General features: G+C 56.7%; 19 protein-coding genes and 2 pseudogenes. 9 read left to right on the top strand and 12 right to left on the bottom strand.

What is annotated here, in order from left to right; genetic code table 11:
- Positions 1 to 48: 48 nt before the first annotated feature.
- A complete protein-coding gene (locus HMPREF2820_RS00790; protein ID WP_016421834.1) occupies positions 49 to 1,317 on the bottom strand; it encodes an aminotransferase class V-fold PLP-dependent enzyme in 1,269 nt (422 codons plus the stop codon).
- Between the two features lie 459 nt (positions 1,318 to 1,776).
- Here HMPREF2820_RS00790 and HMPREF2820_RS00785 point away from each other — a divergent pair, with 459 nt between their 5' ends.
- From HMPREF2820_RS00785 to HMPREF2820_RS00775, 3 genes are all read left to right on the top strand, one after another.
- Complete coding sequence (locus HMPREF2820_RS00785; protein ID WP_083308386.1) at positions 1,777 to 2,745, top strand: galactan export ABC transporter permease subunit Wzm/RfbD; 969 nt, start codon at positions 1,777 to 1,779, stop codon at positions 2,743 to 2,745.
- A gap of 46 nt (positions 2,746 to 2,791) precedes the next feature.
- Complete coding sequence (locus HMPREF2820_RS00780) at positions 2,792 to 3,574, top strand: galactan export ABC transporter ATP-binding subunit Wzt/RfbE (protein WP_005510871.1); 783 nt, start codon at positions 2,792 to 2,794, stop codon at positions 3,572 to 3,574.
- A gap of 155 nt (positions 3,575 to 3,729) precedes the next feature.
- Positions 3,730 to 4,836, top strand: a complete 1,107-nt coding sequence (locus HMPREF2820_RS00775; RefSeq protein WP_042388319.1) for a glycosyltransferase — start codon at positions 3,730 to 3,732, stop codon at positions 4,834 to 4,836.
- A 370-nt stretch (positions 4,837 to 5,206) separates the two neighbouring features.
- Here the strand turns inward: HMPREF2820_RS00775 and HMPREF2820_RS00770 are convergent, their stop codons facing one another.
- The 6 genes from HMPREF2820_RS00770 to HMPREF2820_RS00745 form a co-directional block, all read right to left on the bottom strand.
- Positions 5,207 to 6,337, bottom strand: coding sequence for a PDDEXK family nuclease (locus HMPREF2820_RS00770; protein ID WP_070602269.1), 1,131 nt, complete (start codon positions 6,335 to 6,337; stop codon positions 5,207 to 5,209).
- A 173-nt stretch (positions 6,338 to 6,510) separates the two neighbouring features.
- The gene (locus HMPREF2820_RS00765) at positions 6,511 to 7,710 is read right to left on the bottom strand and encodes a hypothetical protein (RefSeq protein ID WP_070602267.1); all 1,200 of its coding nucleotides are present in this window, start codon (positions 7,708 to 7,710) and stop codon (positions 6,511 to 6,513) included.
- Between the two features lie 146 nt (positions 7,711 to 7,856).
- On the bottom strand, positions 7,857 to 9,779 hold the full coding sequence (locus HMPREF2820_RS00760; protein ID WP_070602264.1) for a glycosyltransferase: 1,923 nt from the start codon (positions 9,777 to 9,779) through the stop codon (positions 7,857 to 7,859).
- Between the two features lie 18 nt (positions 9,780 to 9,797).
- A complete protein-coding gene (locus HMPREF2820_RS00755) occupies positions 9,798 to 10,331 on the bottom strand; it encodes a GtrA family protein (RefSeq protein WP_070547045.1) in 534 nt (177 codons plus the stop codon).
- Between the two features lie 78 nt (positions 10,332 to 10,409).
- Positions 10,410 to 11,393: a hypothetical protein gene (locus tag HMPREF2820_RS00750; protein WP_070602261.1), complete on the bottom strand. Its 984-nt coding sequence runs from the start codon at positions 11,391 to 11,393 to the stop codon at positions 10,410 to 10,412.
- A gap of 51 nt (positions 11,394 to 11,444) precedes the next feature.
- Positions 11,445 to 12,065 (bottom strand): hypothetical protein, encoded by a 621-nt coding sequence (locus tag HMPREF2820_RS00745; protein WP_070602259.1) that lies wholly within the window; start codon positions 12,063 to 12,065, stop codon positions 11,445 to 11,447.
- Between the two features lie 52 nt (positions 12,066 to 12,117).
- On the opposite strand from HMPREF2820_RS00745, the gene HMPREF2820_RS00740 reads away from it, so the two are divergent.
- The 3 genes from HMPREF2820_RS00740 to HMPREF2820_RS00730 all read left to right on the top strand — a co-directional run bounded on the left by HMPREF2820_RS00740 (position 12,118) and on the right by HMPREF2820_RS00730 (position 14,715).
- Positions 12,118 to 12,345: a hypothetical protein gene (locus tag HMPREF2820_RS00740; RefSeq protein WP_048761551.1), complete on the top strand. Its 228-nt coding sequence runs from the start codon at positions 12,118 to 12,120 to the stop codon at positions 12,343 to 12,345.
- 113 nt (positions 12,346 to 12,458) lie between these two features.
- Positions 12,459 to 13,928, top strand: a complete 1,470-nt coding sequence (locus tag HMPREF2820_RS00735; protein WP_070602256.1) for a decaprenylphosphoryl-beta-D-ribose oxidase — start codon at positions 12,459 to 12,461, stop codon at positions 13,926 to 13,928.
- A gap of 25 nt (positions 13,929 to 13,953) precedes the next feature.
- Entirely contained in the window at positions 13,954 to 14,715 is a 762-nt protein-coding gene (locus HMPREF2820_RS00730) for a decaprenylphospho-beta-D-erythro-pentofuranosid-2-ulose 2-reductase (protein WP_070602253.1), read from the top strand.
- Between the two features lie 200 nt (positions 14,716 to 14,915).
- Here HMPREF2820_RS00730 and HMPREF2820_RS11110 read toward each other — a convergent pair.
- The 5 genes and pseudogenes from HMPREF2820_RS11110 to HMPREF2820_RS00710 all read right to left on the bottom strand — a co-directional run.
- Positions 14,916 to 15,506: pseudogene (locus HMPREF2820_RS11110) on the bottom strand (ABC transporter ATP-binding protein); the annotation flags it as partial.
- Positions 15,507 to 15,871: 365 nt separating this feature from the next.
- A pseudogene (locus HMPREF2820_RS11105) lies at positions 15,872 to 16,358 on the bottom strand (ATP-binding cassette domain-containing protein); the annotation flags it as partial.
- Positions 16,359 to 16,378: 20 nt separating this feature from the next.
- Positions 16,379 to 17,170 carry an ABC transporter permease subunit gene (locus tag HMPREF2820_RS00720; RefSeq protein WP_070429118.1) on the bottom strand — a complete coding sequence of 264 codons (792 nt, stop codon included), beginning with the start codon at positions 17,168 to 17,170 and terminating at the stop codon, positions 16,379 to 16,381.
- Positions 17,167 to 18,114 carry an ABC transporter permease gene (locus HMPREF2820_RS00715; protein ID WP_070602252.1) on the bottom strand — a complete coding sequence of 316 codons (948 nt, stop codon included), beginning with the start codon at positions 18,112 to 18,114 and terminating at the stop codon, positions 17,167 to 17,169. The genes HMPREF2820_RS00720 and HMPREF2820_RS00715 overlap by 4 nt, the downstream gene beginning before the upstream one ends.
- Before the next feature lies 1 nt (position 18,115).
- Complete coding sequence (locus tag HMPREF2820_RS00710) at positions 18,116 to 19,648, bottom strand: ABC transporter substrate-binding protein (RefSeq protein ID WP_035010183.1); 1,533 nt, start codon at positions 19,646 to 19,648, stop codon at positions 18,116 to 18,118.
- Between the two features lie 164 nt (positions 19,649 to 19,812).
- Here HMPREF2820_RS00710 and HMPREF2820_RS00705 point away from each other — a divergent pair, with 164 nt between their 5' ends.
- The 3 genes from HMPREF2820_RS00705 to HMPREF2820_RS10610 are packed head-to-tail and all read left to right on the top strand — an operon-like array spanning position 19,813 to position 23,152.
- A complete protein-coding gene (locus tag HMPREF2820_RS00705; RefSeq protein ID WP_070602250.1) occupies positions 19,813 to 20,781 on the top strand; it encodes a TauD/TfdA family dioxygenase in 969 nt (322 codons plus the stop codon).
- Positions 20,778 to 21,770 (top strand): ornithine cyclodeaminase, encoded by a 993-nt coding sequence (locus tag HMPREF2820_RS00700; RefSeq protein ID WP_070429116.1) that lies wholly within the window; start codon positions 20,778 to 20,780, stop codon positions 21,768 to 21,770. The genes HMPREF2820_RS00705 and HMPREF2820_RS00700 overlap by 4 nt, the downstream gene beginning before the upstream one ends.
- The gene (locus tag HMPREF2820_RS10610) at positions 21,764 to 23,152 is read left to right on the top strand and encodes an alanine racemase (protein WP_076772194.1); all 1,389 of its coding nucleotides are present in this window, start codon (positions 21,764 to 21,766) and stop codon (positions 23,150 to 23,152) included. Before HMPREF2820_RS00700 ends, HMPREF2820_RS10610 begins: the two co-directional genes overlap by 7 nt.
- The last annotated feature ends 16 nt before the right edge of the window (positions 23,153 to 23,168 follow it).

Here is a 23,168-nt window from a genome sequence, read left to right as displayed (position 1 = left end):
GTCTGGTTACGCATATAAGAGACACGCCCTAGTTAACCGGCTACCTAGCTAACCGAGCGAGGCAACTGCCCGCACGAGCTGGTCAATGTCGTGCGGCGTATTGAACGGCTGGAGGCCAACTCCCACGGCGCCTCCAGCCTCATCGATGCCCATGGCCTCCAGCAGTGGCGATTCGTATGCATCAACAATGCTGGTCACGAGGCCATTATCCAACAACCTATCCACGACCACCTTCGCCGACACCCCATCGACGAGGAAGCTAACGCGCGGAATGTGCTGTGCCCGCGACACACTCGCGAAAGAATCATCTTCGGTATCCATGCCGATGATGTACACCCGCGGCAGGGTCATCAACGCCGCAATTAGGCGTTCCGACAACGTCGTCAAGTAGCGAGAAACCTGCGGCATCGCCGTTTCAATGCGATGCCTACGCGACCCCCTCGCCGTGCTATCCAGCGATGCCAGGTGCAGCACCGATTCCGACACTCCGCCAAGCAACGCCGGCGACACTGGGGAAACCTCGATCCGCTCGACGCCGCGCACATTCGACACATAGCTTAACGACGTCATGCGCTCGAACATCTCGGGATCCTTGAACACCAATGCTGCGACCTCAGGCCCGCCCAGCACGGAGGCATCAACCAGCATGATGTCGGCGCCCAGCTTGCTCATCGACACATCGCGGTAGGCGACAATATCCGAGGCATCGACCAACACCCAGGCGTTGGAGTACTCATGCACCCGCCGAGAAATGTCAGCTACCGGGGCAATGGTGCCAATGAACGGATCCGCGGCCGGGACGACAACGAGGCGAGTGTGCTCGTCTACGAGCTCGTCGAACTGCCAGGACGGCAACGTACCCGAGGACAAGTCAGCCTCAGCAATGCGGACTTGAGCTCCGTAGAGATTGGCTGCTCGGCGTAGTGGTGCGTGTACGACCTGCGAACCAATGCGAGAAATCACCAGATTAGAGCCGAGCGTCAAGCGTCGACTCATTGCGGACGTGAACTGCTCCATGAGCACCGCACGCGAAGATCCCAACACCACACCGGCGACCGGGCCGCCAGTGAGGTCGGCAAAAGCCCGGCGCGCACTGGCGGTTAGTTCCGCTGCAGCGGGAACGCCCGAGCTGCGCGACTGGCCATGAGCTCCCGCCCCAGTCTCACCAGGAAGGGACTTCTGGGCATTGCGAAATGCAGAAATCATCGCGGCCTGGACACGCTCGGGTACCTGGGTGCGTTGACCCGCATTGAGGTATGTCCACCCGTCGGAAAGCGACGAGTAAGCACCCCTGGTTGTCGGCACATCGAAGGCCATGAAAACCCTTTCCCGGTTTCGAATTCAAGCTGCGATATCTATTTCAGAGTTAACTGTGCAATCACCCACGAATCGAGCATCCATGCCCCGAACCGTGTATCGATTGCACATCTTAGTTGGAACCAATTCTATCGAAGCAACCCCCTATAGGATAATCTTTATCCCTTTTTAGTAGTTGCTTAAAATTGGCTGAACTTTTCCTGCCTGTAGCCATGCGCAAGCACTCCCGATGCGTGAATCATATGCACCAGCCGCAGACCATAAAGCAGTTACAGCGGCGATTGTATGTAAGTTTTCCAGAGTCACATAACCAGTTGTGGAACCAGCCTCAGAAGCACCACGTCACCACCAATGACGACCATCCCACGCGACCGTTGTTCGCCGTCACGACGTGGAATAATGGCTCGCCCAGTGCCGTCGGTATTCAATCTAAACCACCCTAGCTAGTAGTTTGGAGACGTGACTAACGCAGAAAATGATCGCCAATCCGCAGCTGCAGCCGACCAGCCGGCCGATACTGTGCGCAATGGCTCCGCTATCCGCACGGAGGAAACTCTCCGTCGCGACATTGCGCGCATAACTGACGCAACAGGTGAGGCACCGGCTTTCAAGTCGCGTTCCCGCACCATGGGCGCTGCCTGGCAGGATCTGGTTACCGGCTTCGGCCAGCGCGAACTGTGGCTGCAACTGGGCTGGCAGGACATCAAGCAGCGGTACCGTCGCTCCACGCTTGGCCCGCTGTGGATCACCATTGCCACCGGCGCGATGGCCCTGGCTCTCGGCCTGCTGTACTCGCTGCTGTTCCAGCAGGACCTGGCGTTCTTCCTGCCGCACGTGACCGTTGGTCTGATCATCTGGGGCTTCATCTCCGGCTGCGTGCGCGAGGGCGCAACCGTCTTCATTGAAAACGAAGGCCTCATCAAACAGTTGCCCAGTGCGCTGAGTGTTCACGTCTACAGGCTGGTGTGGCGTCAGTTGCTTTTCCTGGCCCACAACATGGTGATTTGGCTGATTCTCGTGCTGGTCTTCCGTCCGGATTTGGGCTGGAACTTCTTCCTGGTCATCCCCGCGATGGCGCTGCTGGTGGTCAACGGTGTGTGGGTGACGATGTTCTTCGGCATCATCGCTACGCGCTACCGCGACGTGGCACCACTGCTGGATTCCCTAATTCAGCTGGTGTTTTACATGACTCCGATTGTGTGGACCACCAAGACACTGGAGGAACAGGGCGGTGCCGTCGCCGAACGCGCACGCATCGCAGAGATCAATCCCCTGTTCCACTACCTGGAAATCATCCGCGCCCCACTGACCGGCCAGCCGGTGGATACCTACCACTGGTGGATCGTCCTCGCCTGCACCGCAGTTGGCCTGTTGCTGGCACTCGGGGCCATGCGCCTGTGGCGCTCCCGCGTGAGCTACTGGGTTTAGGCCGCAAAGGCCGTCGTAAAGCGAATAGAACTAGCAAGGGATAAGCATGGTCAGCATTGATACTTACAACGCGTGCGTTGACTTCCCCATTTTCGACGCCAAATCGCGGTCGATGAAGAAGGCGTTCCTCGGCGCCGCGGGTGGTGCAATTGGCCGCAATGACTCCAACGTCGTGGTTATTGAGGCGCTGAAGGACATCAACATCCACCTGCGTGAGGGCGACCGCGTCGGCCTGGTAGGCCACAACGGCGCGGGTAAATCCACGCTGCTGCGACTGCTGTCGGGCATCTATGAGCCCACGCGCGGTGCCGCCGATGTGCGCGGCCGTGTGGCTCCGGTGTTCGACCTCGGTGTCGGCATGGACCCGGAGATCTCAGGCCTGGAAAACATCATCATCCGCGGTCTGTTCCTGGGGCAGACGCGCAAGCAGATGAAATCCAAGCTCGACGAAATCGCAGAATTCACCGAACTCGGCGACTACCTGCACATGCCACTGCGCACCTACTCCACCGGTATGCGCGTGCGACTGGCGCTCGGCGTGGTCACGTCCATTGAGCCGGAGATTTTGCTTCTCGACGAAGGCATCGGAGCCGTCGACGCCGCATTCATGGCGAAGGCCCGGACGAAGTTGACCGAATTGGTCGACCGCTCCGGTCTGCTGGTGTTTGCGTCGCACTCAAATGAGTTCCTGGCGCAGCTGTGCGACACGGCGCTGTGGATTGATCACGGTACGGTTCGACAGGCAGGGCTTGTCGACGAAGTGGTCGAAGCCTACGAAGGTAAAGAGGCCGCCGACCAGGTGCGCCGCGTGCTCGCGCAGCGACGGTAGCAGCTTCGCCGGGAGTCCGGGCGCAGTTCCCCATCGTGGCCGAGCGGGCGGCTGGCGAGCGGCTGGCGGGCGGCACGGATGCTTGGAATTGCCCACCCGGAGCAACATGGCAAGATAGACAGCAATAAAAACAGTAATAAACGGTACTTCCCCCGATGGAGAACGAAGTGAGCGAAAACTCGGCTGACCACCCAAAGCACGATGAAGCAGCAACGGCCGCAATCGTGGTGACTCACAACCGCATCGAGGACCTGCGTCAATCGCTTCCCATCGTTGCCAGCCAGACCCACATGCCGAAGTGGCTCATCATCGTCGACAACGGCAACGACCCGAAGGTCAAGGAACTCGCCGAGCAGGTGGCGGCGCAGCAGTCGTCGGAAAGCGGATCGGCGCCGGAGATTCACTACGTCGGTTCCAAGACGAACCTGGGCGGCGCTGGTGGTTTCGCACTGGGCATGCTGACTGCGCTGTCGCTCGGCGCGGAGTGGATTTGGTGCGCCGATGACGACGGGCGCCCGGAGGACTCCTACGTGCTGAAGGCGCTGCACAGCTGCGCGCGACGTCACCAGCTCGACGCTGTCTCGCCGGTGGTCTGCGATATTAAGGCTCCGAACAAGCTGGCATTCCCCCTGCGCCGCGGGCTGGTGTGGCGCCGTCATCGCGAGGAGCTTTTCGAAAGCGGCATCAACCCCAAGCTTCCCGCAGTGAACGACTCTGAGGGGCGGAGATGGTTCACCAACTTTGCAGATCAGAAGGCTGCGACCGGGCTCGAACTGCCTAGCGACCTCGAAACCATCGACGGCAACCACGACCTCCTGCCCGGCATCGCATCCCTGTTTAACGGCGCACTGTTTAGCGCCCGCTCGCTGGAACAGCTCGGCGTTCCCGACTACCGCCTATTCATCCGCGGCGACGAGGTCGAATTCCACCGCCGCCTGGTCCGCTCCGGCCTCCGGTTCGGCACATGCTTGACGACGGCCTACCTGCACCCCTCCGGTTCGGGTGAATTTGTGCCCATTCTCGGCGGCAAAATGCACACGCAGTACCCGACCAATGACTTCAAGCGCTACTTCACCTACCGCAACCGCGGCTACCTGATGAGCCAGCCCGGCATGCGCAAGCTCATGCCACAGGAGTTCCTGCGCTTCGGCTGGTTCTTCCTGGTCCAGCGCCGCGATGTCCGCGGCTTCTACCGCTGGTTCAAGCTACTGAAGCAGGGGCGCGCGGAGAACTTCGAGCGCTTCGATCCAAAGTCGAAGTAGTTCGGGCTGGCGTTGCGGCGCTGGCATTGGGGCTGAGGCTGTGGCACTGGCCTGGAGCGCAGACGTTGCGGCTGGTGGGGCTGAGGCTGAGGCGCTGGCCTGCATATTTGATCTCGCCCGGGTCGTGTAGTCCGCATTTCGAGTGCTCAGTGCGCAAAAGTGTTACCTCACCCCTGGTTCCCTTCTCCTCCACTGACATATCGATGAGGTATTCACTCATCGATGCGCTACAGCCTGCGCATAAGTGAATAGTCCTACGATAAGTGCGCGGGCCAGGCCAACAGCGTGGCCATAAGTCCTGAAAACTCATCGACAAGTGGCGGAAAGTTGGCCATAAGTCAGCACAATTGCAATAGGTCAGCAGCTGAACCTAGCCTGAGTCGCGCGAGGTCGGTTCATTTTCCAGAAGCTGCAAACGCTGCTTACGCTCCTGGATTCTGGACTCACGGAGCTGCCGATCTTTATACGGGACAGTGGCTTGACGAAAACGCCCAACTTCGGACGAAAATACCAACCCACCTGCCTGAATGCGCTGCCTCTGCCGAATAGCGAACTGTCGCAAGACCTCCACGCAGTCCCCATTAATGACCTGTGACCATTGGAAGCGGAGTACATCTAAGTGGAGGTTTCGCAGACGCTTCTCACGAGCTTGCTCTTTCAGAAGCACAGTCTCCGTAGCTGCTACCCCGCCACCGGAATACTTAGTCAGCCCATCGAACTCAATGATCAAATTCAGATGAGGCACATAAAAATCGACGCGCCCAATGAATCCTTCACTGTCATAGAACTCGACTTGCTGCATGAGCACGCATTTTTCGTCGTAAAGCGTGGCAATTCCTGAGTCGATTATGCATTTCTTTGTGATCGACTCACCGATGGTTTCGCTGTGTGCGCTGGCAGTTCGAAGTAGCTCGCGGGCGCGGCGGGTACCCGGCGAACGTGGGTAATTTGTGAGGACAGTGTGCAGTTCTTCGAGGTCACACCACTGTCGCAGTGCGGTGTCAACGATGATTGGCCCGTTTTCGGACTCGGCGGTGCGGCAGATATCGATGACGGTTTTCGGCACATCTGTAACGCAGCGCCCACCAATGCGAACGATGTCTTGTTCGAGGATTCTGCCACCGACATGGCGCAATCCGCCGCCAGGTCGGCGCAGGCCGGAATTGGCAAGCGCGATTGTGGCATTTCGAACAAGCAACGGGATGCCATGCAACGCAGCGGCTGCTTCGCCCGTAATGATTGTCCCGGAACCTGGCTTGACCAGTGCCTTTATCTGCAGTTGAAAACGTTCGAATGCTGACAGCGCATTCCAGCGAGAGCACTCGATGTAGGTGCCGTGCGCCAGTCTGAGCAGGGATCTATCTCGAATATTTGTGCTTTCGACGTGGCCGTGCAGATTATCCAGCTCTGACGTGGCACTGACGTATTCACAAGGATGCTTGATTTGCTTCTGCGCAGCCGCATGGATGAGGCCATCGGAATCGTAATTCCAGGTAGGCATTGGTTTAGGCACGCTCCCCGAGGTCGGCTACAGGAATTCACGCATGGAATTAGTGCCTTCATTTATGACCGACTCCGTGAAAATTGGCAGCGGAAAAGCCGCCGAATTGCACTTATCTGTGGACAATTTGGCGGCTGTGGATAACTAGCTGCGGACACCCAGCTGTCGCTTACTTAATACTTGGCGCCGTCCTCAACTGCGAGACCGAACGGAATGCCGGTGTCTGACGGCCAGTACTTCTCGTCAGCTGAGAAGCTAATCGTTGCCCTTTCCCCATCGCTGTGGCGATTTGGGTTAATCACAACATGGTCAATAGTGCGTGTCTCAGTTTCATTACTTCCTGCAAGCGTTGCTGTCACTTCAGTTGGCTGGTCGAGAACCAGAATCGCAAATTGTCGATTGTCGGCAGTATGGGGGTTGGGATCCTCACGCTGCTGATAAGCGAGAACCTCGGCTCGGTTCTGGAAAACCTTCACGGTACCGGTTACGGTCTGCTGGCCGCTGGTTCCATTGCTCGACCCCTGCGGACTAGAACCCGAAGCCCCGGACTGCGAACCCGAACCAGACCCCGACCCCGAAGCCGACTGCCCCGCCGTCGGATTCGGGCCACCGTTGCCGCCGTTGCCACCGTTACCACCATCAGCGCCAGCACCATTCGAGCCCGAGCCCGAGCCCGGCGCGCAGTCATTACCAGCAGCAATGGCCTCGACGACATCCAGGTTGTCAGCCGGAATCCAGTTAAACTGTTCGAACTCCCCGGCACCCGGATTCGCAGGCGTTTCCACCAGCTCATTGCCCTGGCGCGTCACCAGCAAATCTTCCTGATCGCGCCCCATCCTCTCTGCAGAAAACGAGAACATACCCGGCTGCCCAGTAGCTCGCTGAAGGGCGCGACGTACACCGCCCGCAGAAGCCGCGCCGTCATGGTAGGAATTCTGAAACTGAATTTCCTGACCATTTTCGTCGACGCCGTAGACACCAATCGCATCAATTTCGGCGCTCATCGCACTTGTGCCATAGTTCAGCACCAGCTCGGGCACGCACCCATCATCAAGATGCACGAGCGCATATTTCATCGCCCCACCAGGACTAACTTCACCGACAAAAGTCTGCAGTGGCGCCGGGTTCGCCAGCACCTGCTTGTACACAACGACGGCCTTCTCCGCCTGCGCCTGCACCTGCGCATCGCCATTTTCGCTTGACGACGACGCACTGCCCTCGGCAACCGCCGAATCGCCACCTCGATCCCCGGAAATCTTGGTAATTAAGAACACGACCATCGCAAGGATAATCAACACCAGCAGCACCAAGATGGTGATGAGCTGCTTGCGTGTTTTGTCGCCTGTGTTATTCGGGGGCATGGGCGTAGTCATACGAGGCGGGGCTCCGTTCGAAAATTTATGAACTTTTAAGGTGAGTAAATAATATTAAAGCACGAAACCGGCGGATCTCCTGTTACCCGTCGGTTTCTGCACTCTGGGGGTTAGCCCCGCCCAGGCTCAGCCCAATCTCACCAGAACTACTCGCCTTGGAAGAATTTTTCCCAGTTGTCTTCGCTGGTCAAAGATGGCACGGCGGCCCGCCACTGCTTTGCAAGGTCGTCCCACTTGGAGGACAGTTCGCGCATGAGGCTGATGGTCTCGGCGCGCATGGACTTTTCCTTATCCAGGTCGCGGACCAGGTGACGCACTCCATTCTGGGAAGCATCGGTAACCCAGACATCGTCGAAGGTGGAAATGTGCCACCAGAAGGAGTCCTCGAAGGCCACAGCCACCGGTCCCGGGCGCTTCTTACCCATCTGCGTATAAGCCAAACGCTTTGCCATCGTCTTATTTTCGCTGGAGATCTCGTGTGACGGCGGGCGAACTGGGGTCAGACCACCCGGCATCTCGTGCATCGGCAGCAGCTCGGTCTCCGGGAAGTTCTTTCGACCAGCAGAAATGCGAGCGAAGTCGCCCTGCGATGCGTTCTTCAGCACCTCCGGGCCACGCAGCAGGTCACGAACAGCTTCCATCTGCGTCCAGGCCAGGCCGTAGCGCATGGAGACCAGGTTCGAGAGGATTCGTCGTGAAGCGACGTTGACCATGTCCTTTGCGGTGACATCGCCGTGCATGGTGGCGGCGATGAGGGAGTTGCGCAGGCCGAAGTACTGGGCGGCGTTTTCGATGTCCTTCCAGTAGAAATCGGCGTGCCAGACGGCTGCGCCCGGAATGGTGTCAGTCGGGTAGCCGGCCTTGGCGGCGCGGAAACCGTAGTCGATGTCGTCGTACTGGAAGAACAGCGGCAGCGCCAGGCCAATCTTCTTAATGACCTCGGACGGCACCAGGCAGGTCCACCAGGCGTTGTAGTCAACGCCCAGGCGACGCAGCTGGTGGTACTTGCGCACGTCCACGTCGGCGTAACCGAACTTGGGGTCGTTCTCCTCGACGGTCAGCGCCTTCCAGTTGTAGGTCTCACCGGTGCGGAAGAGGCTGGTCGGGTTGAACAGGAAGAGCATCTGCGCGCCGAGCAGCATCGGCTTTTCCGCGCATACGGCCAGGGCGGATAGGCGCAGGGTGGTTTCGGGCTCGGGGCGGATGTCGTCGTCGGTAAGCAGAACCATGCAGTCGCCCGCAGCGGTGGCGTCACGCATGCCGCGGGAGAAACCGCCGGTGCCACCGAGGTTCGGCTGGTGGACAACGTTCAGACGCTCGCCGAGGATCTCCTTGGCCTGGATGAAGTCGGCTTCGTCGGCCGGGTGCTGTTCGCCCTGGTCAACGACGCGGATGGTGCGAACGCGCTCAAGGGCTGGCAGGTCCTCTGCCAGCGTGGCGACGGTTCGAGCACAGTCAACCGGCCGGTTGTAGGAACAAATGACCAGGTCAGTCGGAATATCGCGCTTGATAGCCGACTTGGGCACAACATAGCGGACATCGGAAATCTTTGCGCCTGCGTCCTCGGTGTCGAAGCGCAAGTGAATGGCACCGCCATCGGCGAAGCGGTCCAGCGGGACGGTCAGGCGCACCTCTTCATTGGCAGAACCTGACATCGGCGAGTGCTCACCGGTCCAGTTGCCGTCGGCATCCGAGCCGCCCGCTGCCCAGGAGTCCTCCAAGCGGAGGTGGCCCCCAATATCTTCGGTGTAGGCCAGCACACGCGCGGAACCGACCACGCGCGCACGGATTTCGACCTGCTTAATTGAGGTCCAGCGCTGCCAGTAAGAAGCTCGGAAGCGACCGAAGTAGGTGTCAGTGCGCACCACGGTGTGGCGACCGAGCGTGATCGAGTTACGGGTGGCCTGCACCGAGCTGTCGTAGGCGCCAACGCCTTCGACTCGGTAGTACAAATCCGGCTCCACCCAGTCTGCGGGCGGAGCAAACAGCACGCGCTGAATAGTCAGCATGTCAACATCGGTTTCGGCGGTCAGCTGAGTGGATTCCTTATTAGAAGCAGTCGAAGTCACGTCCCCCAGCGTATCGCGCTATTTCACACGGAAGATGAATACACGCTGAATGATGAAGTTAATTACCGTCGCAACGCCCTGTGCGACGACGAATGCGCCGAACTGTGCCCACTGCGCGTTCCAATCCCAGGCCTCGACAAGCCAGGGCTGCAACACATTAAAGATGCCGACCTGGGTGGCGTAGGTAATCAGGTACAGCACCGCAACTGCCAGCACCTTCTTCGCCGAGGACTTCGACTTGAAGGTCCAGCGGCTGTTAATGATGTACGCCGTAATCGTGCCGAAAACCCAGCCGACCGTCTTGCCCCAGAAGTTGGTCGCCCCGAAGGCGTTGAGCATGATGAACGTCAGGCCGAAGTCCACCACCGCCGCGATGACGCCGGAGATAATAAAGCGCATCATCTGCACTTTCAGTCCGTGCTCGTCCTTGGCCTCCGTCGCCATTGGCACTGCGGCCGAGTCCTCTACGACAAAACCGTTTTCGTGGGAGCCGTTTCCGAGCTTGCCGTTGTCGCGGTTCGGGTTTTCATTTGCTGTTTCATTCGCTGACACGCCTAGGAATTCTAGGCCACCGGCCAGCTAACAAACAGCCAGCGCGAACATAAACAAGCAATAAAGAGGAGAAAAAAACTAACGTCGCAGCGCCTCACGCAGTAGATCCAGCCGCTCCACCGGCGAGAGCGTATCCTCCCCAGCTAGCCCCAGCGCGCTCATCTCCGCCCAGCTAGCCGCTGCCAATTCCTCCACGTCCTCGCCGGATAGCGGGATGCCCTCGTCGCTCTCCCAGCCGAGGCGCTCCATGACATGCGCCGCCACATCATGCCGTAGCTCATCCGAGGTCAGCGCCGCCAAGCACAGCAGCTCCACCAATGCCGCATCGTGCCCGGCTGGGTCTTTCTCGGCGTCCTCTATAGGCAATGCGCGCAATCGCTTAACGACGCTCTCCCCCGCCTCCCCGGTCAATTCCAGCGCGGTTGCTTCCGACCTCTGCAGGTCCAGAGCCTGTAACAGGGGCACGAATTCAAACACCCCCGACCTCTCGATGATGTCCACGATATCGGCACGAGCGGTGGCCAGCGTATTTTGAATAGAGTCCCGTCCAGTCAATTCCCTATTGATTGCGGCAATATCTACCGGCTCCTCCGCGTCCACATCCCCCAGTGCGCGGATTGAACCCGAGCCACCGATGCACAGGGCATCCGGGGTGGCCTCATCGCGGGCAAAAGCTTCTCTGACCTGCAAGGTATGTTCCCACAGGCCCCACTGCCAGATAAGAGTATCGCCGGGACTTTGCAGCACCTCGGCAACTGTGGTGGATAAGGGAACATCGACGACTCCGACCGCTGCGGGTCTGCCGCCAGTCACCAGCTGCGCCGCAGACTCCACCGCAGAGCCGGGCAAATGGAACTTCGTCGGCACGCTTTCCTCGCCCCACCCAAAGATGACCGCTAACACGCGGGACAGGCTTCGCAAATCCATCTGGTCATTGACCCCGAAGACGCGGTGGGCACTGCACGGTTCTTCCCCTAAAGAGGCACCGATAATGAGCGTGGCCGGTTCCGTGGCCACGCGAACGCCTGGGAAGGCGACTACGTTATCGGTCTGTGCTGCCATACCTCACAGCGTACGCAGGAAAAACAATGTGGCCTGGATGGCAAAAACTCGCTACAATGCGCGCGTTTTTACCAGCGGAATCTGGCGCGGCTCCGCACCCCACGGCTCTACCAAGTACTTGCGACGCAGGCGCTGCGACTCCACCGCGGTCCACTGCGCCACCAGCTCTTCTACCCCGCGGACAAGCCCCAGCACCGGCCCTGCGACCTTTTCGCCAACATGCGGAAAATCAATAACCTCCACGTCGTTGACCTTGGGAAACCGCGGCTCCGTCAGATTTCCCTTGCCGGGCTTGGCCTTCTCTTCCTTCGCGGCGGCGCGCAGCTGTCCGATGTGGTCACGAATGCCGGCCACGGATGCCGGCAGGTCAATCACCGTGGCCCCCGCCTGCTCAATCGCTTGCGATAGCAAGTCCGCACCCTCAGCACCCTCAGCGCTCTCTGCCGCAGCGTCACCGTCACCATCGCCCGCAGTCACAGTCGCAACAAAGCAACCGGTGAGCAGATTAGTGGCGGTCTCCAGGGCTCCGTCGTCAAGCGGATCCACCAGCCATGCACCCGACAACCTCTCCCCTGCAAAGGACGGCGAGAGCTCCACATGCCAAATGACAACGGGCGATGTGGAACTACATACGGCAAGGGTCTGCGGAGTAGCAGCAGGCGTGGACATCATGAGGTTGATGGTATCGCGAGTGACGGATTCGAAGCGGGGTAGCCTTTATCGCATGTTCGACTTTTTCAAGAAGAAGCCGCGCGAAACCATCAACATGGCCGCCGAGTACACCAACACCCCGCTGTCGAACCAGATGGTCATGCTATTCGCCGAGGAACTGCCCATCCTCGACAGCGCAGAGCGCGCACAGGTCTACCGCGCACTTGAGGCGTACGACGGCCCGCAGATCACCTCGCAGGAAATGCTGCCGGAAGAGATCCGAAAAATTATGGATCTATAGCCTCTCCGTACATTTCGCTCGCTTTCCGACGACCCGTGCGCGGCCCCAAGCGTGACCAACACCTCGGAGCGTCACGGGCGACGGAGCCAGTGCAAAGGGGTAGCCTAGCCTTGATGTCCACTAACACTAACGGCAAGTCCAGCACCGATGCTTCGAACGGTGCCTACGGAGCCGTACACACAGAAGCCAGGACCCTGACCGGTTGGGGTCGTACCGCCCCCGCTAAGTCCCAGGTGCTGTCGACGCCGGACTTGGATGAAATCGTTAACGCCGTCAAGGCTGTCGCAGACCAGAACTCCGCCAAGCCTGCCCACCTGCGCCGCGGTGTGATTGCCCGCGGTATGGGCCGCTCCTACGGCGACCCCGCCCAGAACTCGGGCGGTCTTGTCATCGACATGCAGAAGCTCAACAAAATCCACTCCATTGACCAGGAGTCGGCGATTGTTGATGTCGACGGCGGTGTCACACTGGATCAGCTGATGAAGGCCGCGCTGCCCTACGGCCTGTGGGTGCCGGTACTGCCGGGTACTCGCCAGGTCACCATCGGTGGTGCCATTGGCCCGGACATTCACGGTAAAAACCACCACTCCGCAGGTTCCTTCGGCAACCATGTGCTGTCGATGGAGCTGCTGGTCGCCGACGGTCGTATTCTGCACCTCGAGCCGGAGGGCTCCGCAGATGACCCGGACGGCAAGCTGTTCTGGGCAACTGTCGGCGGCATGGGCCTGACCGGCATTATTGTCCGCGCTCGGATCAAGATGACCAAGACCGAGACGGCCTACTTCATCGCCGATGGCGACATGACCCACACTCTGGACGAAACCATCGAGTTCCACTCCGATGGCTCCGAGGAAAACTTCACTTACTCCTCCGCGTGGTTCGATGCCATCTCGCCGGAGCCGAAGCTGGGACGCGCCGCAATCTCCCGCGGTTCGCTGGCAACCCTGGCTCAGCTGGAGGAATACGCCCCGAAGCTGGCCAAGGACCCGCTGAAGTTCAACGCTCCGCAGCTGGTGACCGTGCCGGATATCTTCCCGTCCTTCACCATGAACAAGCTGACCATGATCAGCATTGGTGAGCTGTGGTGGCTGAAGTCCGGTACCTACCGGAACCAGGTGCAGAACCTCACGCAGTTCTACCAGCCGCTGGATCTCATCGGTGAGTGGAACCGCGGCTATGGCTCCAAGGGCTTCCTGCAGTACCAGTTCGTTGTTCCGCGCGAGGCCGTCGAGCCGTTCAAGGAGATTGTCCGCGATATCCAGCGCTCCGGCCACTACTCGGCACTGAATGTGTTCAAGCTGTTCGGCGAGGGTAACCGCGCTCCGCTGTCCTACCCGATGCCAGGTTGGAACGTCTGCGTGGACTTCCCGATTAAGCCGGGTCTCGGCCAGTTCCTGGACGACCTCGACCGCCGCGTCATGGAGTTCGGCGGCCGCCTCTACTTGGCTAAGGAGTCGCGCACTTCCGCCGCTAACTTCCACCAGATGTACCCCGAGATGCAGAGCTGGCTGGACACCCGCAATGAGATCGACCCGCACGGTGTCTTCGCCTCTGACATGTCGCGTCGACTGGAACTGCACTAAGACAACCGAGAGGATTTAAGCCCCAATGATTAATGCTGTAGGCGCTGCCCAGTCCATCCTGCTGCTCGGCGGCACCAGTGAAATCGGTCTGGCGATCACCGCCGAGTTCCTGAAGAAGGGCTCGGCCAAGGTCATCCTGGCTTCCCTGCCAAACGACCCCCTGCGCGAAGCCTCCGCCGAGAAGATGAAGGCCGCCGGCGCTTCCGAGGTGGTCACCCTCGACTTCGACGCAACGGACTTCGACTCCCACCCGGAGGTCGTCGATAAGGCATTTGCCGACGGCGACGTGGACATCTGCATCGTCGCGTTCGGCATGCTTGGCGACGCCGAGGAGCTCTGGCAGAACCAGCGCAAGGCCGTCCTGGCTGCGAACATCAACTACACCGGCGCGGTGTCTATGGGTGTTCTGGTTGGTCAGAAGTTCAAGGCGCAGGGCCATGGTCAGTTCATTGCCATGTCCTCCGTTGCTGGTGAGCGCGTGCGCCGCTCCAACTTTGTCTACGGTTCCACCAAGGCCGGCCTGGATGGTTTCTACCTGAACCTGGGCGAAGCGCTGGAGGAGTACGGTGTCAAGACCCTGGTTATCCGCCCAGGTCAGGTCCGTACCCGCATGTCCGCGGACGTAGACGAGGCGCCGCTGACTGTAAACAAGGAAGATGTTGCCAAGCTCGTAGTGAAGTCCGTCGAGGCCGGTAAAACCCTGGTCTGGGCTCCGCCAGCGTTCCAGCTGGTGATGATGGTGCTGAAGCACATTCCGCGCCCAATCTTCAAGAAGCTGCCGATTTAAGACTCGAACAGCAGAGCTTTACAGGGTATTTCCGCGCTGACTCTCAAGTTTCTTGCATCCGTTTCGATAAAACCCCAGGGCTGTTTTCTGAGGAGGGCGAGAAGTGCAAGAAACTTGAGAGTTTCTTGCACTTAGGCCCCCTTTTCATCCTTGACCCCACTTTTAGCGCCTGGGCTCAGACAACCAAGCGTGTATTAGTCTCAACCCACAGCTGCAGTTCCAATTGGGATAACCGTGGAGCAATACGATTGCAGCAGCTCATCATCGTGACTGACTAGAACTATGCCCATTCCCTCGCTGTTGAGTTCTTGCAGAACGCTCATCACTTTGGTCGCTGCTTGATAATCAAGCGCCGAGGTAATTTCATCGCAGAGCAGGAGCTTTGGGCGCACGGCTAGAGCACGTGCGATTGCAACACGCTGCCTCTGCCCTCCAGAGAGTCCACTTGGCTTACGCTGTGCGAGCTGCTTATCGATACCGACTTTATCGAGCAAATCTATTGCCGCTCGGCGTGCGTCACGGCGTCCCCTTACCGACACCCGGGCTGCACGCGCTACGGCATCGAGCGCGGTCATTTTCGGGTTCAACGTAGAGGCAGGATCCTGCGGAACTATCTGCATCATCAAACGATTCTTCCGTGGCCATGTACGCTTAGCTTCACGAGTTACACCAGCACATTCAATCTCACCCGACTCTGCGTGGTTTAGCCCGATTAGGCACCGAAGTAGTGTCGACTTTCCGCTTCCCGACGGTCCCTTGACCCCAACCATAGTGCCACGCTGTACAGCGAAAGAGAGGCCCTGAAAAAGAGTCACGCGTTCATTATTCACGCAGCTCAGGTTGGAAACTCTTAAGACTGGAGACGCGCCCGCCCCTGCCCCCGCCCCCGGCATAGATTCACCAATCGAGGCTTTGGAGAGTTCTGTGACCTGGATGCCTTTCGTTACTGAACGCGGGCTGTGGCCAGAAGTCGTCTCTACACTCTGGCGTTCCACGCGCTGGGTGATCGAATCGCTTTTTTCCGTTCCATTCCCGACAGCCACGACCGAGTCAATGCAAATCGCAAGCTTAGGAACCTGGTGGGCGGTGAAAATGACCGTAACGCCACTATCCGCGATGCCTCTTAGCAGATTAGCGATTACCGTCGAAGTATCGGAGTCAAGGCCGGCGAAGGGCTCATCAAGAGCGATGGCTTCAGGCGAACGCGATAGTGCCCGAGCCAGTGCCACCCGTCGCTGCTGTCCACCAGAAAGCTGGTGAATCCGCCGGGAAGCAATGCTGGCTGGAAGATCTACACGCTGCAGCAACGCTGCAACGTCGGTGCCTGGGACCAACTCCCGGAGCAACCGGGCTACTGACATCAATGGTGGCAACTCGGCGCCCGGATCCTGTCCTACGAAAGCAATGTGCTCACGGCGAAAATGAGCTAATTCACATGATGGAAGCTCCAGCGGGTTTACATCTCGCCACTCACTGGACTCGACAGAAACCCCACCAATTACTTCCGATCTCTCCGGTACCGCACCAATCAATGCCTTTAAAAGTGACGTCTTCCCGGAGCCGCTCACCCCAGTTAAAACCGTAATCTCACCCGCTCGGGCAGTGAGCACTGTGCGGGGTAGGATAACGTGCCCGCTTTGCATCACGGAAATATCTACATCAATCACGAGCTCGGCACATCCTTCGGTTCCTTCTGCCTCCCATTAATCAGGGCCACTACAGCAATCGATGTCGCTGCCAACGCGGCGGCTGGTGCAAGTACTGACCAGGGGTTCAGTGATATTCCACTCGCGTTATCCCGCACCATCGCTGACCATGCAAACTCACCGAGGCTTCTCCCGACCCCAAGGAAGCTCGCCGTAGCCAGCACATACAGCGCTTCGATAATGCGAAGACTCCATACCGAACGAAGTACTGCGGAAATATTGGGAATGATGTCCCGCAAGATTATCGAGACGGTCGATACGCCACTGCCCAGCGCAGCCTGAACATAACCAGCGTTAGCAACGGGATAGGTGGCGGCGGCGACCACACGGGCAGCATAAGGCGTACCCACCACAACCGAAACACCAATAAGCGCTGGTAGCCCACCATTGGGATACAAGACTGCGGTTAAAAGCAAAAGAATTACTGCGGGCACCAAGATGGTGACATCCGCCACTGCTTCAATAAAGAAGCCCAGTTTTGGCTTTAGCGACCCCAAGATACCGAATAGAGCGCCAAATGCCGTGGTCAAAGAACCGACGATAATTGCAGTTACGACCAAGGACCGGCCACCGACAAGCACTGCAGCGCCCACGCTTCTCCCCAGGTGTTCTGTTCCTAGGAAACCCTCCTCGTTACCGTTAGCGAAGGGCACGCCATGCGCCGACAGTTCAATGCCAAACAAACCAGCAGCGACCGGTCCGCCTAACACTAGGGCGATAAAGGCCCCCGCTAAAAACCTTCGAATCATAGTTGCACCTTCGGGGTGAATGCGACTTTTATTGCATCTGCCACAGTCAGAAACACCAATATGATCGCCCCTGTTACAGCAAGTACGGCAAGAATCACCGAGATATCCCGTTGCGCGACTGCATTAGACACCAAAAGCCCCACTCCAGGATGGTTAAATAACGCTTCGACTGTGACTGTCCCTGCTACCAAAACACCTGCTGTTGTAGCCATTGAAGTAGCAAATGTCGGTGCGGATAGCGGCAGGATATGTCGAAGTGCCAGCTGATTTCCCACGATTCCGTTTAGCTCAGCATTGCGGACCGCAGTGTTGTGAGAAGCATCCTCGAACGCTGCGAAAAGCATTCTCGAATTCCAGGCCGCCTGAGGAATTACCAGCGCCATAACCGGTAATGCGTACATACTTATCTGGGTTGGCAAGCCTTCCGCGGTTATAGTGACCGCGGGAAACCAACCAAGCCAGAGAGAGAATACCGCTACCAGAAACACACCAACGACAAACTCTGGTAGCGCAATTAATGCCACTGTCGATCGGTCAATAATGTGCGAAATCCAGGGTCTTTCAGCACGTGAAGCCCAAAAAATGGCGATTGCTACCGAAAGAACAGCAGTGACTAAAAATGCCATACCAGTTGTTGCCAGCGTCACAGGCAGCGCTGAACTCAGCAGATTAATAATCGGTACTCCGTTTACGGAAGTACCAAAGTCGCCCGCAAACGCACTTCCCAGCCAGCTCAGGAAGCGGGCCATAAGCGGCTTATCAAGATTCAGGTTTCTTTCTAGCGCTGCCAGAGCTTCCGGGGTCCGGTTTGCGCCCAAGATTGCGGAGGCAGCATTACCGGGCAGCCAATCAATCGCTACAAAAACAAGTCCGAGAACTGCGAAAAGTAAGCCTCCACGAATTATCAGCCGAGGAATAAGCCAACGCGCGATTTCCGCTGGCACACTAAGCCTTCTGGACGGTTTCAAGAAGGACACGACCATAGCCTGGAGCCTTAGGCAGACCACTCAAATTAGCTCTCGCAATATCGACTCCGTCAGATGCACCCCAGACCAGATACCCGGATCGCTCGAACTCAATCTTCTGCAGCTGGCGGCTTAGCTGGTTAATTCTCTCAGTATCGGTGCTTTCCAGTACCTGGTCATAGATCTCGTTGAATTCAGCATCATCAAATGCGGTCTCATTAGAGGCCGCGTCACCGTCGAGAACCTTCCCAGCGAAGAAGAGCACAGAATCATTAGTTCCCCAATAGCCACAATATAGGTCTGCCTTGGTCCATGTCTCGTCGTAGAAAGTACCCGAATCCTGCTCCACTACATTGAGAGTCATGCCGATTTCTTTCACCTGATCAGCGATAACCTTCATCGCCTCTACTTGACCCGGAGCCTCAGGGGTAACGTACAAGTCATACGTTTTCTCAAGGTCAAAATCTGCCTCTTGGAGGAGATTCTTCGCTTTCACAACGTCACGCTTACGCACTAACGAAGAATCCAGGTTCGAATCTGCCGTTCCAAGAATGTCGTTTGCAGGGGTTCCATAACCGGAGAGAGCTCGTTGGATGATTTGCTCCCGATCAACTGCAAGGCGCAGCGCCTGACGAACTTTCACATCTGAGAAAGGCCCATCTGAGGTACGCATGATTAGTGGAATAACCGAGTCATTCATCCGGCGCACAATCTTTATATCTTCATTTCCTTCGACGGATCGGGCCGCAATAGGACCCGCAGCTTGAGCTAAGTCAATTTGCCCGGACAACAGCGCATTAGTCATTGCGGTGGAGTCTTCAAATGGAATGACATGGACCTCAGCAACTCCTGCTACTGTTCCGTGATAGTTATCGAAACGCTTGAGCTTAGCAGAACCATTTTCCCAACTGACCAGCTGGAACGGCCCCGATCCAATGGGCTTTTCAGCAGAGGAACCCTTCTTCATCACGAAGGTCATCAATCGCGCAAGCATCGGAAGCTGTGAATTCGGTTCCGCAGTTTCCATCACAACGACGTTGGCTCCAGCAGCACGAATGCTATCAGGCATCACTGGAAGCCGGAATGAGTTTTCCTCATCCGAAAGCATCTTCTTCAACGACCACACGACATCTTCAGATGTGACCGAGGAACCATCATGGAAGGTAGCACCGTCGGCAATCATAAATTCCCACTCAGTCGGATTATTCTGTTTCCATTCCTGCATCAGGCGTGGCACTACAGTTTCTTTCTCGCCCGGCACCGTCAGAGCCTCCCAGATCAGGGAGCTAATAAGCATATCTGAATCATTAGGCAAAAGCTGGTAAGGGTCTCGTTGAGCGCTTGCCGCTTTCCCGAGAGCCCCAACACGCAGCACATTAACGTTTTCGACTTCATCCCCACTGGCAGCCCCATCCCCTGCCGTCGACTCTCGTGACGTACACGCCGTCAGAAAAGTGCCTGTCCCAATAACTGCCATTGCAGCGAGGAATTGGCGTCGAGAAAAATTGGTCATGATGGTTCCTTAATCTCTAAGAAAGACTGCCCACAGGAGAAAAGACATAGCTAACAACTACAGCAGCAGTAAAGCTTAGGCAAGCCTACTAACGAAATTCTTTTAAGAATAATTACCTAGGCCACCCTTTACAGCATAGGCTACCCTCACCTAATCTCTCTGTCATGCAGCATTTGCACCTGAGCCAAGAACTCTCACACAGGATCGTTAAAGCTGCCGACGAACTGGCTGCGACACAGAAGATTAGCTCTCCCGACTCGTACAATGCCATCAATCATCTTTTGACTGATGAGCTGGAGGAACTGAAAGAACTAATTCTGCTCTCCCCTACTGCCCATGCCACTTCCATCCATGGACTTCCCTTCCCTGCAGTTCACGGACCTACCCCAGCCACGTGGCAGGAATGCGTTGGCAAGGTCCGAACCTGGAGATTCGTTCTTGCGATCATCGCTAGCGCTGTCGGTCGCCCATTCGGATGGTTCGGACAGCAGAAAGGCCGTATCACCACAGACTTGGTGCCGACCCGCGGCCAGGAGAACCAGCAAGTTGGCGCCAGCAGCAACACCACATTGACCCTGCACACAGAAGATGCTTTTCATCCGCGGCGCGCGACGCACTTCGCTTTATTTGGTCTTCGTAACCCCAAAAATGTCGGCACTACGCTGGCCCCCATCGATGAAGCATGGCATCTACTCGATGTAGATTCGAAAAAAATTCTAACCGGGGACGGAGCCATCATTATTCCAGATGCATCTTACGGTGATTACGAATATGCAGCTCCTACTGCCATGACATCAATCTGGAAAACTGATGGCAATTTAGGCATGAGGTTTGACCCCGCCTACACAGACAAAAATTCTGGAACCTTACAGTGGTGGGAGGCATTTGAGAAGCTTCAACAGGCTCTTCACACTGTCACCTATACGGTGCCTATAAAGCCAGGTCAGATGGTCATCATCAACAATGACCGATGCGCCCACGGACGAGTACCTTTCGTAGCCAACTACGACGGGACCGACCGCTGGATGCTACGCATCAACATTATGGGAACCAAAAACACACGCCCCATCAATGAAATCAACGAACCCGGCTACGGCCAACACATCCGATTTATGGATGGTGAAATCCTATGAAACAGCGAACTAACCTGACCGTCCTCAGCAGATCAGAATTAGCTCAAATAAAAATTTCACCCGAGTCCGTACTCGAGTCGGTGAAATCCGCTCTCATCGAGCTCGACCAGCCAGGAACTCTGTGCCCAGGGAAAATCAAAGTTGAAGTACCTGAAAGCGTGAGTTACTCGATGGTCGGCAGAAGTCGTTCTTCAAATTCCGTCGGATTCAAGACTTCCTATACCCATTGGAGCAAAACTCACCAACAAAGCGCCAGGGATAGAAGCTATTACACGACCCTCACACTGTACGACGATTCCAGCGGATATCCTATTGCACTTCTCGACGGCGCTGCGGCAGGAACTCTCAGAACCCCGGCAGTCTCAGCGCTATTGGCACAGTATGCTGGTGCAATTCCTCAGAGCGCTCTCATCATCGGTTCGGGAACCCAAGGACAAAACGCAGCCCCTTTTCTCCTTGAAACCTTTGAAACATTAAACACGATTTATCTCGCCGGCAGCCACAGCGTGGGACTAGAGAAAGGCGCCAAGATTGCATCAACAGCAGCAGTGAAGCTTGGCCGAAAAATAAAAATCAAGATTGTAGACGATCCTACAACTGTGAGTTCAAACTGTGATCTCATTATCGGGGCCGCTGGACCTGAGACTCGTTGTACTGTCACAGCATCCGATATTCCCCGGCACGCAACCGTCGTTGTTGTGGGCTACGGAATCGCCCCTGATATCTGTCATCAAGCGAGCAGAGTCATCACGACGAGTATCGAACAGATGAATGTTACCGGTCGCGATTACGCTGACACCGATGGTCGGTTGCCGAATGTCCATGCCGAACTATCCGATTTGCTCCGCAAAGGGCGCAAACTGCCTCGTATTGACGAAACTACGTTTTGCTATAACAGCGGACTAGTTCTAACCGATATCGCTGTCGGCCAAATCCTCGCCAAGGAAGGTCTTAAGCAGGGATTCGGGACGGAGATATCCCTGTGGTAAGTGCCATATCATGCAAGATTGATGTTCCAAGCTGGCAAACGGCTCTGATTGGCTCAGGGAAACTTGACTTCATTGCTGAGCTTTCCGACACCCCTTTTCATGTCCTTTGCCCAAACCAATTTGCTCAAACACTTTCAGCCTGGCATACAACCGCTAAGGAAGTCGGCATTAAATTCGGTATCCGGTTTGGCAAAAAGGCAAATAAGTCCGCGCACTTCAGTCGCGAGATAGCACTGAGTGCTCTTCGTGGTTTCGACAGTGGAATCGATGTCGCCAGCGTCGAAGAGTTCCAATCATCTCTGGCCGCTGGTGTACCAGGAAATAAATTAATCATTACTGGTGCTACACCGAGTCGAGAACTTATCCATTTGGCAGTTTGCCACGATGCAACTCTAACTATTTCCAATGAAGTAGATTCAAGAATAATTTCCCAATTTGTCGACGAAATCGATACGCCTAATCAGCTCCGAGTTCTTCTCCGGATTGCGAACCAAACCCCCTCCACACGGTTTGGTATGAGCATCGATACCGCCTTGTCTCTAACCGCTCGTCTTAGCCAAGGCCGTGCCAACATCGAAATTACCGGCCTAAGTTTCCACTGCAACGGTTATGACCTCCACGAGAGGATAAACATGTCGCATCTGGCAATCGACACCCTACTCAAGGTGCGCTCCCTGTCTCCACGGGCCGACACTATTTCCATTGGAGGTGGATTTCCCACAAGCTCAGTCGAGTATGGAGTCTGGCGAAACCTGCAATCTCGACTAAAAAACGAAATGTTCATAGATTCGGATAAACCTAAAGACCAATATCCGTTCGGATCACCTTTATCCGGACAATACTCACTACGGTTTATAGCTAATCAACATCGCCCACTGACACGTCGAGATATGGAGTCCACTCGACGCAGCTCGGACTCCATGGCTCAGCGCGCTCATCGTCACAACATAAAGATTTTGGCAGAGCCTGGACGGTCTTTATGCCAGTTCGCGGGTGCTAGTTTCTTTCCTGTTCTTTCGTGTCACGCATTGCCCAATGCTGCACGGACAGTAACTGTCGTACGTGGAACTAGTCTCAGCCTCTCAGAGCAATGGTTCAACTCGGAGTATTATCCGGACCCATATCTTGTGCGTAACGGAGTCATTATCGACTCGGGAGTAGCTACCGCAACAGCAGTTTCCGGATCAACGTGCTTAGACAGCGATTATCTCAGCAAAAGAATGATTCAACTCCCCGACAGGCCTCGACCTGGAGATTTCCTAGTCTATCCCGACACAGCCGGGTATCAAATGGACTCGAACGAGTCTGCTTTCCACGGATATCGGATTCCTCAGAAATACGCCTTTAATCCTGTCACCATGACCATCACGGAAGATCGCTAGAACAGAGGCCAAATAA

Origin of the sequence: Corynebacterium sp. HMSC064E08 (assembly GCF_001811805.1) — a bacterium.
GTDB classification, from domain to species: Bacteria; Actinomycetota; Actinomycetes; order Mycobacteriales; family Mycobacteriaceae; genus Corynebacterium; species Corynebacterium jeikeium_D.
The sequence above is the reverse complement of the archived record's forward strand: the minus strand, read 5'-3'. Positions and strand labels throughout refer to the sequence as shown.

Coding starts and splice junctions, on each gene's coding strand:
- HMPREF2820_RS00790 (WP_016421834.1), bottom strand. CDS start 1,317: ATGGCCTTCGATGTGCCGACAACCAGGGGTGCTTACTCGTCGCTTTCC.
- HMPREF2820_RS00780 (WP_005510871.1), top strand. CDS start 2,792: ATGGTCAGCATTGATACTTACAACGCGTGCGTTGACTTCCCCATTTTC.
- HMPREF2820_RS00775 (WP_042388319.1), top strand. CDS start 3,730: ATGGAGAACGAAGTGAGCGAAAACTCGGCTGACCACCCAAAGCACGAT.
- HMPREF2820_RS00770 (WP_070602269.1), bottom strand. CDS start 6,337: ATGCCTACCTGGAATTACGATTCCGATGGCCTCATCCATGCGGCTGCG.
- HMPREF2820_RS00765 (WP_070602267.1), bottom strand. CDS start 7,710: ATGACTACGCCCATGCCCCCGAATAACACAGGCGACAAAACACGCAAG.
- HMPREF2820_RS00750 (WP_070602261.1), bottom strand. CDS start 11,393: ATGGCAGCACAGACCGATAACGTAGTCGCCTTCCCAGGCGTTCGCGTG.
- HMPREF2820_RS00745 (WP_070602259.1), bottom strand. CDS start 12,065: ATGATGTCCACGCCTGCTGCTACTCCGCAGACCCTTGCCGTATGTAGT.
- HMPREF2820_RS00740 (WP_048761551.1), top strand. CDS start 12,118: ATGTTCGACTTTTTCAAGAAGAAGCCGCGCGAAACCATCAACATGGCC.
- HMPREF2820_RS00735 (WP_070602256.1), top strand. CDS start 12,459: ATGTCCACTAACACTAACGGCAAGTCCAGCACCGATGCTTCGAACGGT.
- HMPREF2820_RS00730 (WP_070602253.1), top strand. CDS start 13,954: ATGATTAATGCTGTAGGCGCTGCCCAGTCCATCCTGCTGCTCGGCGGC.
- HMPREF2820_RS00720 (WP_070429118.1), bottom strand. CDS start 17,170: ATGATTCGAAGGTTTTTAGCGGGGGCCTTTATCGCCCTAGTGTTAGGC.
- HMPREF2820_RS00710 (WP_035010183.1), bottom strand. CDS start 19,648: ATGACCAATTTTTCTCGACGCCAATTCCTCGCTGCAATGGCAGTTATT.
- HMPREF2820_RS00705 (WP_070602250.1), top strand. CDS start 19,813: ATGCAGCATTTGCACCTGAGCCAAGAACTCTCACACAGGATCGTTAAA.
- HMPREF2820_RS00700 (WP_070429116.1), top strand. CDS start 20,778: ATGAAACAGCGAACTAACCTGACCGTCCTCAGCAGATCAGAATTAGCT.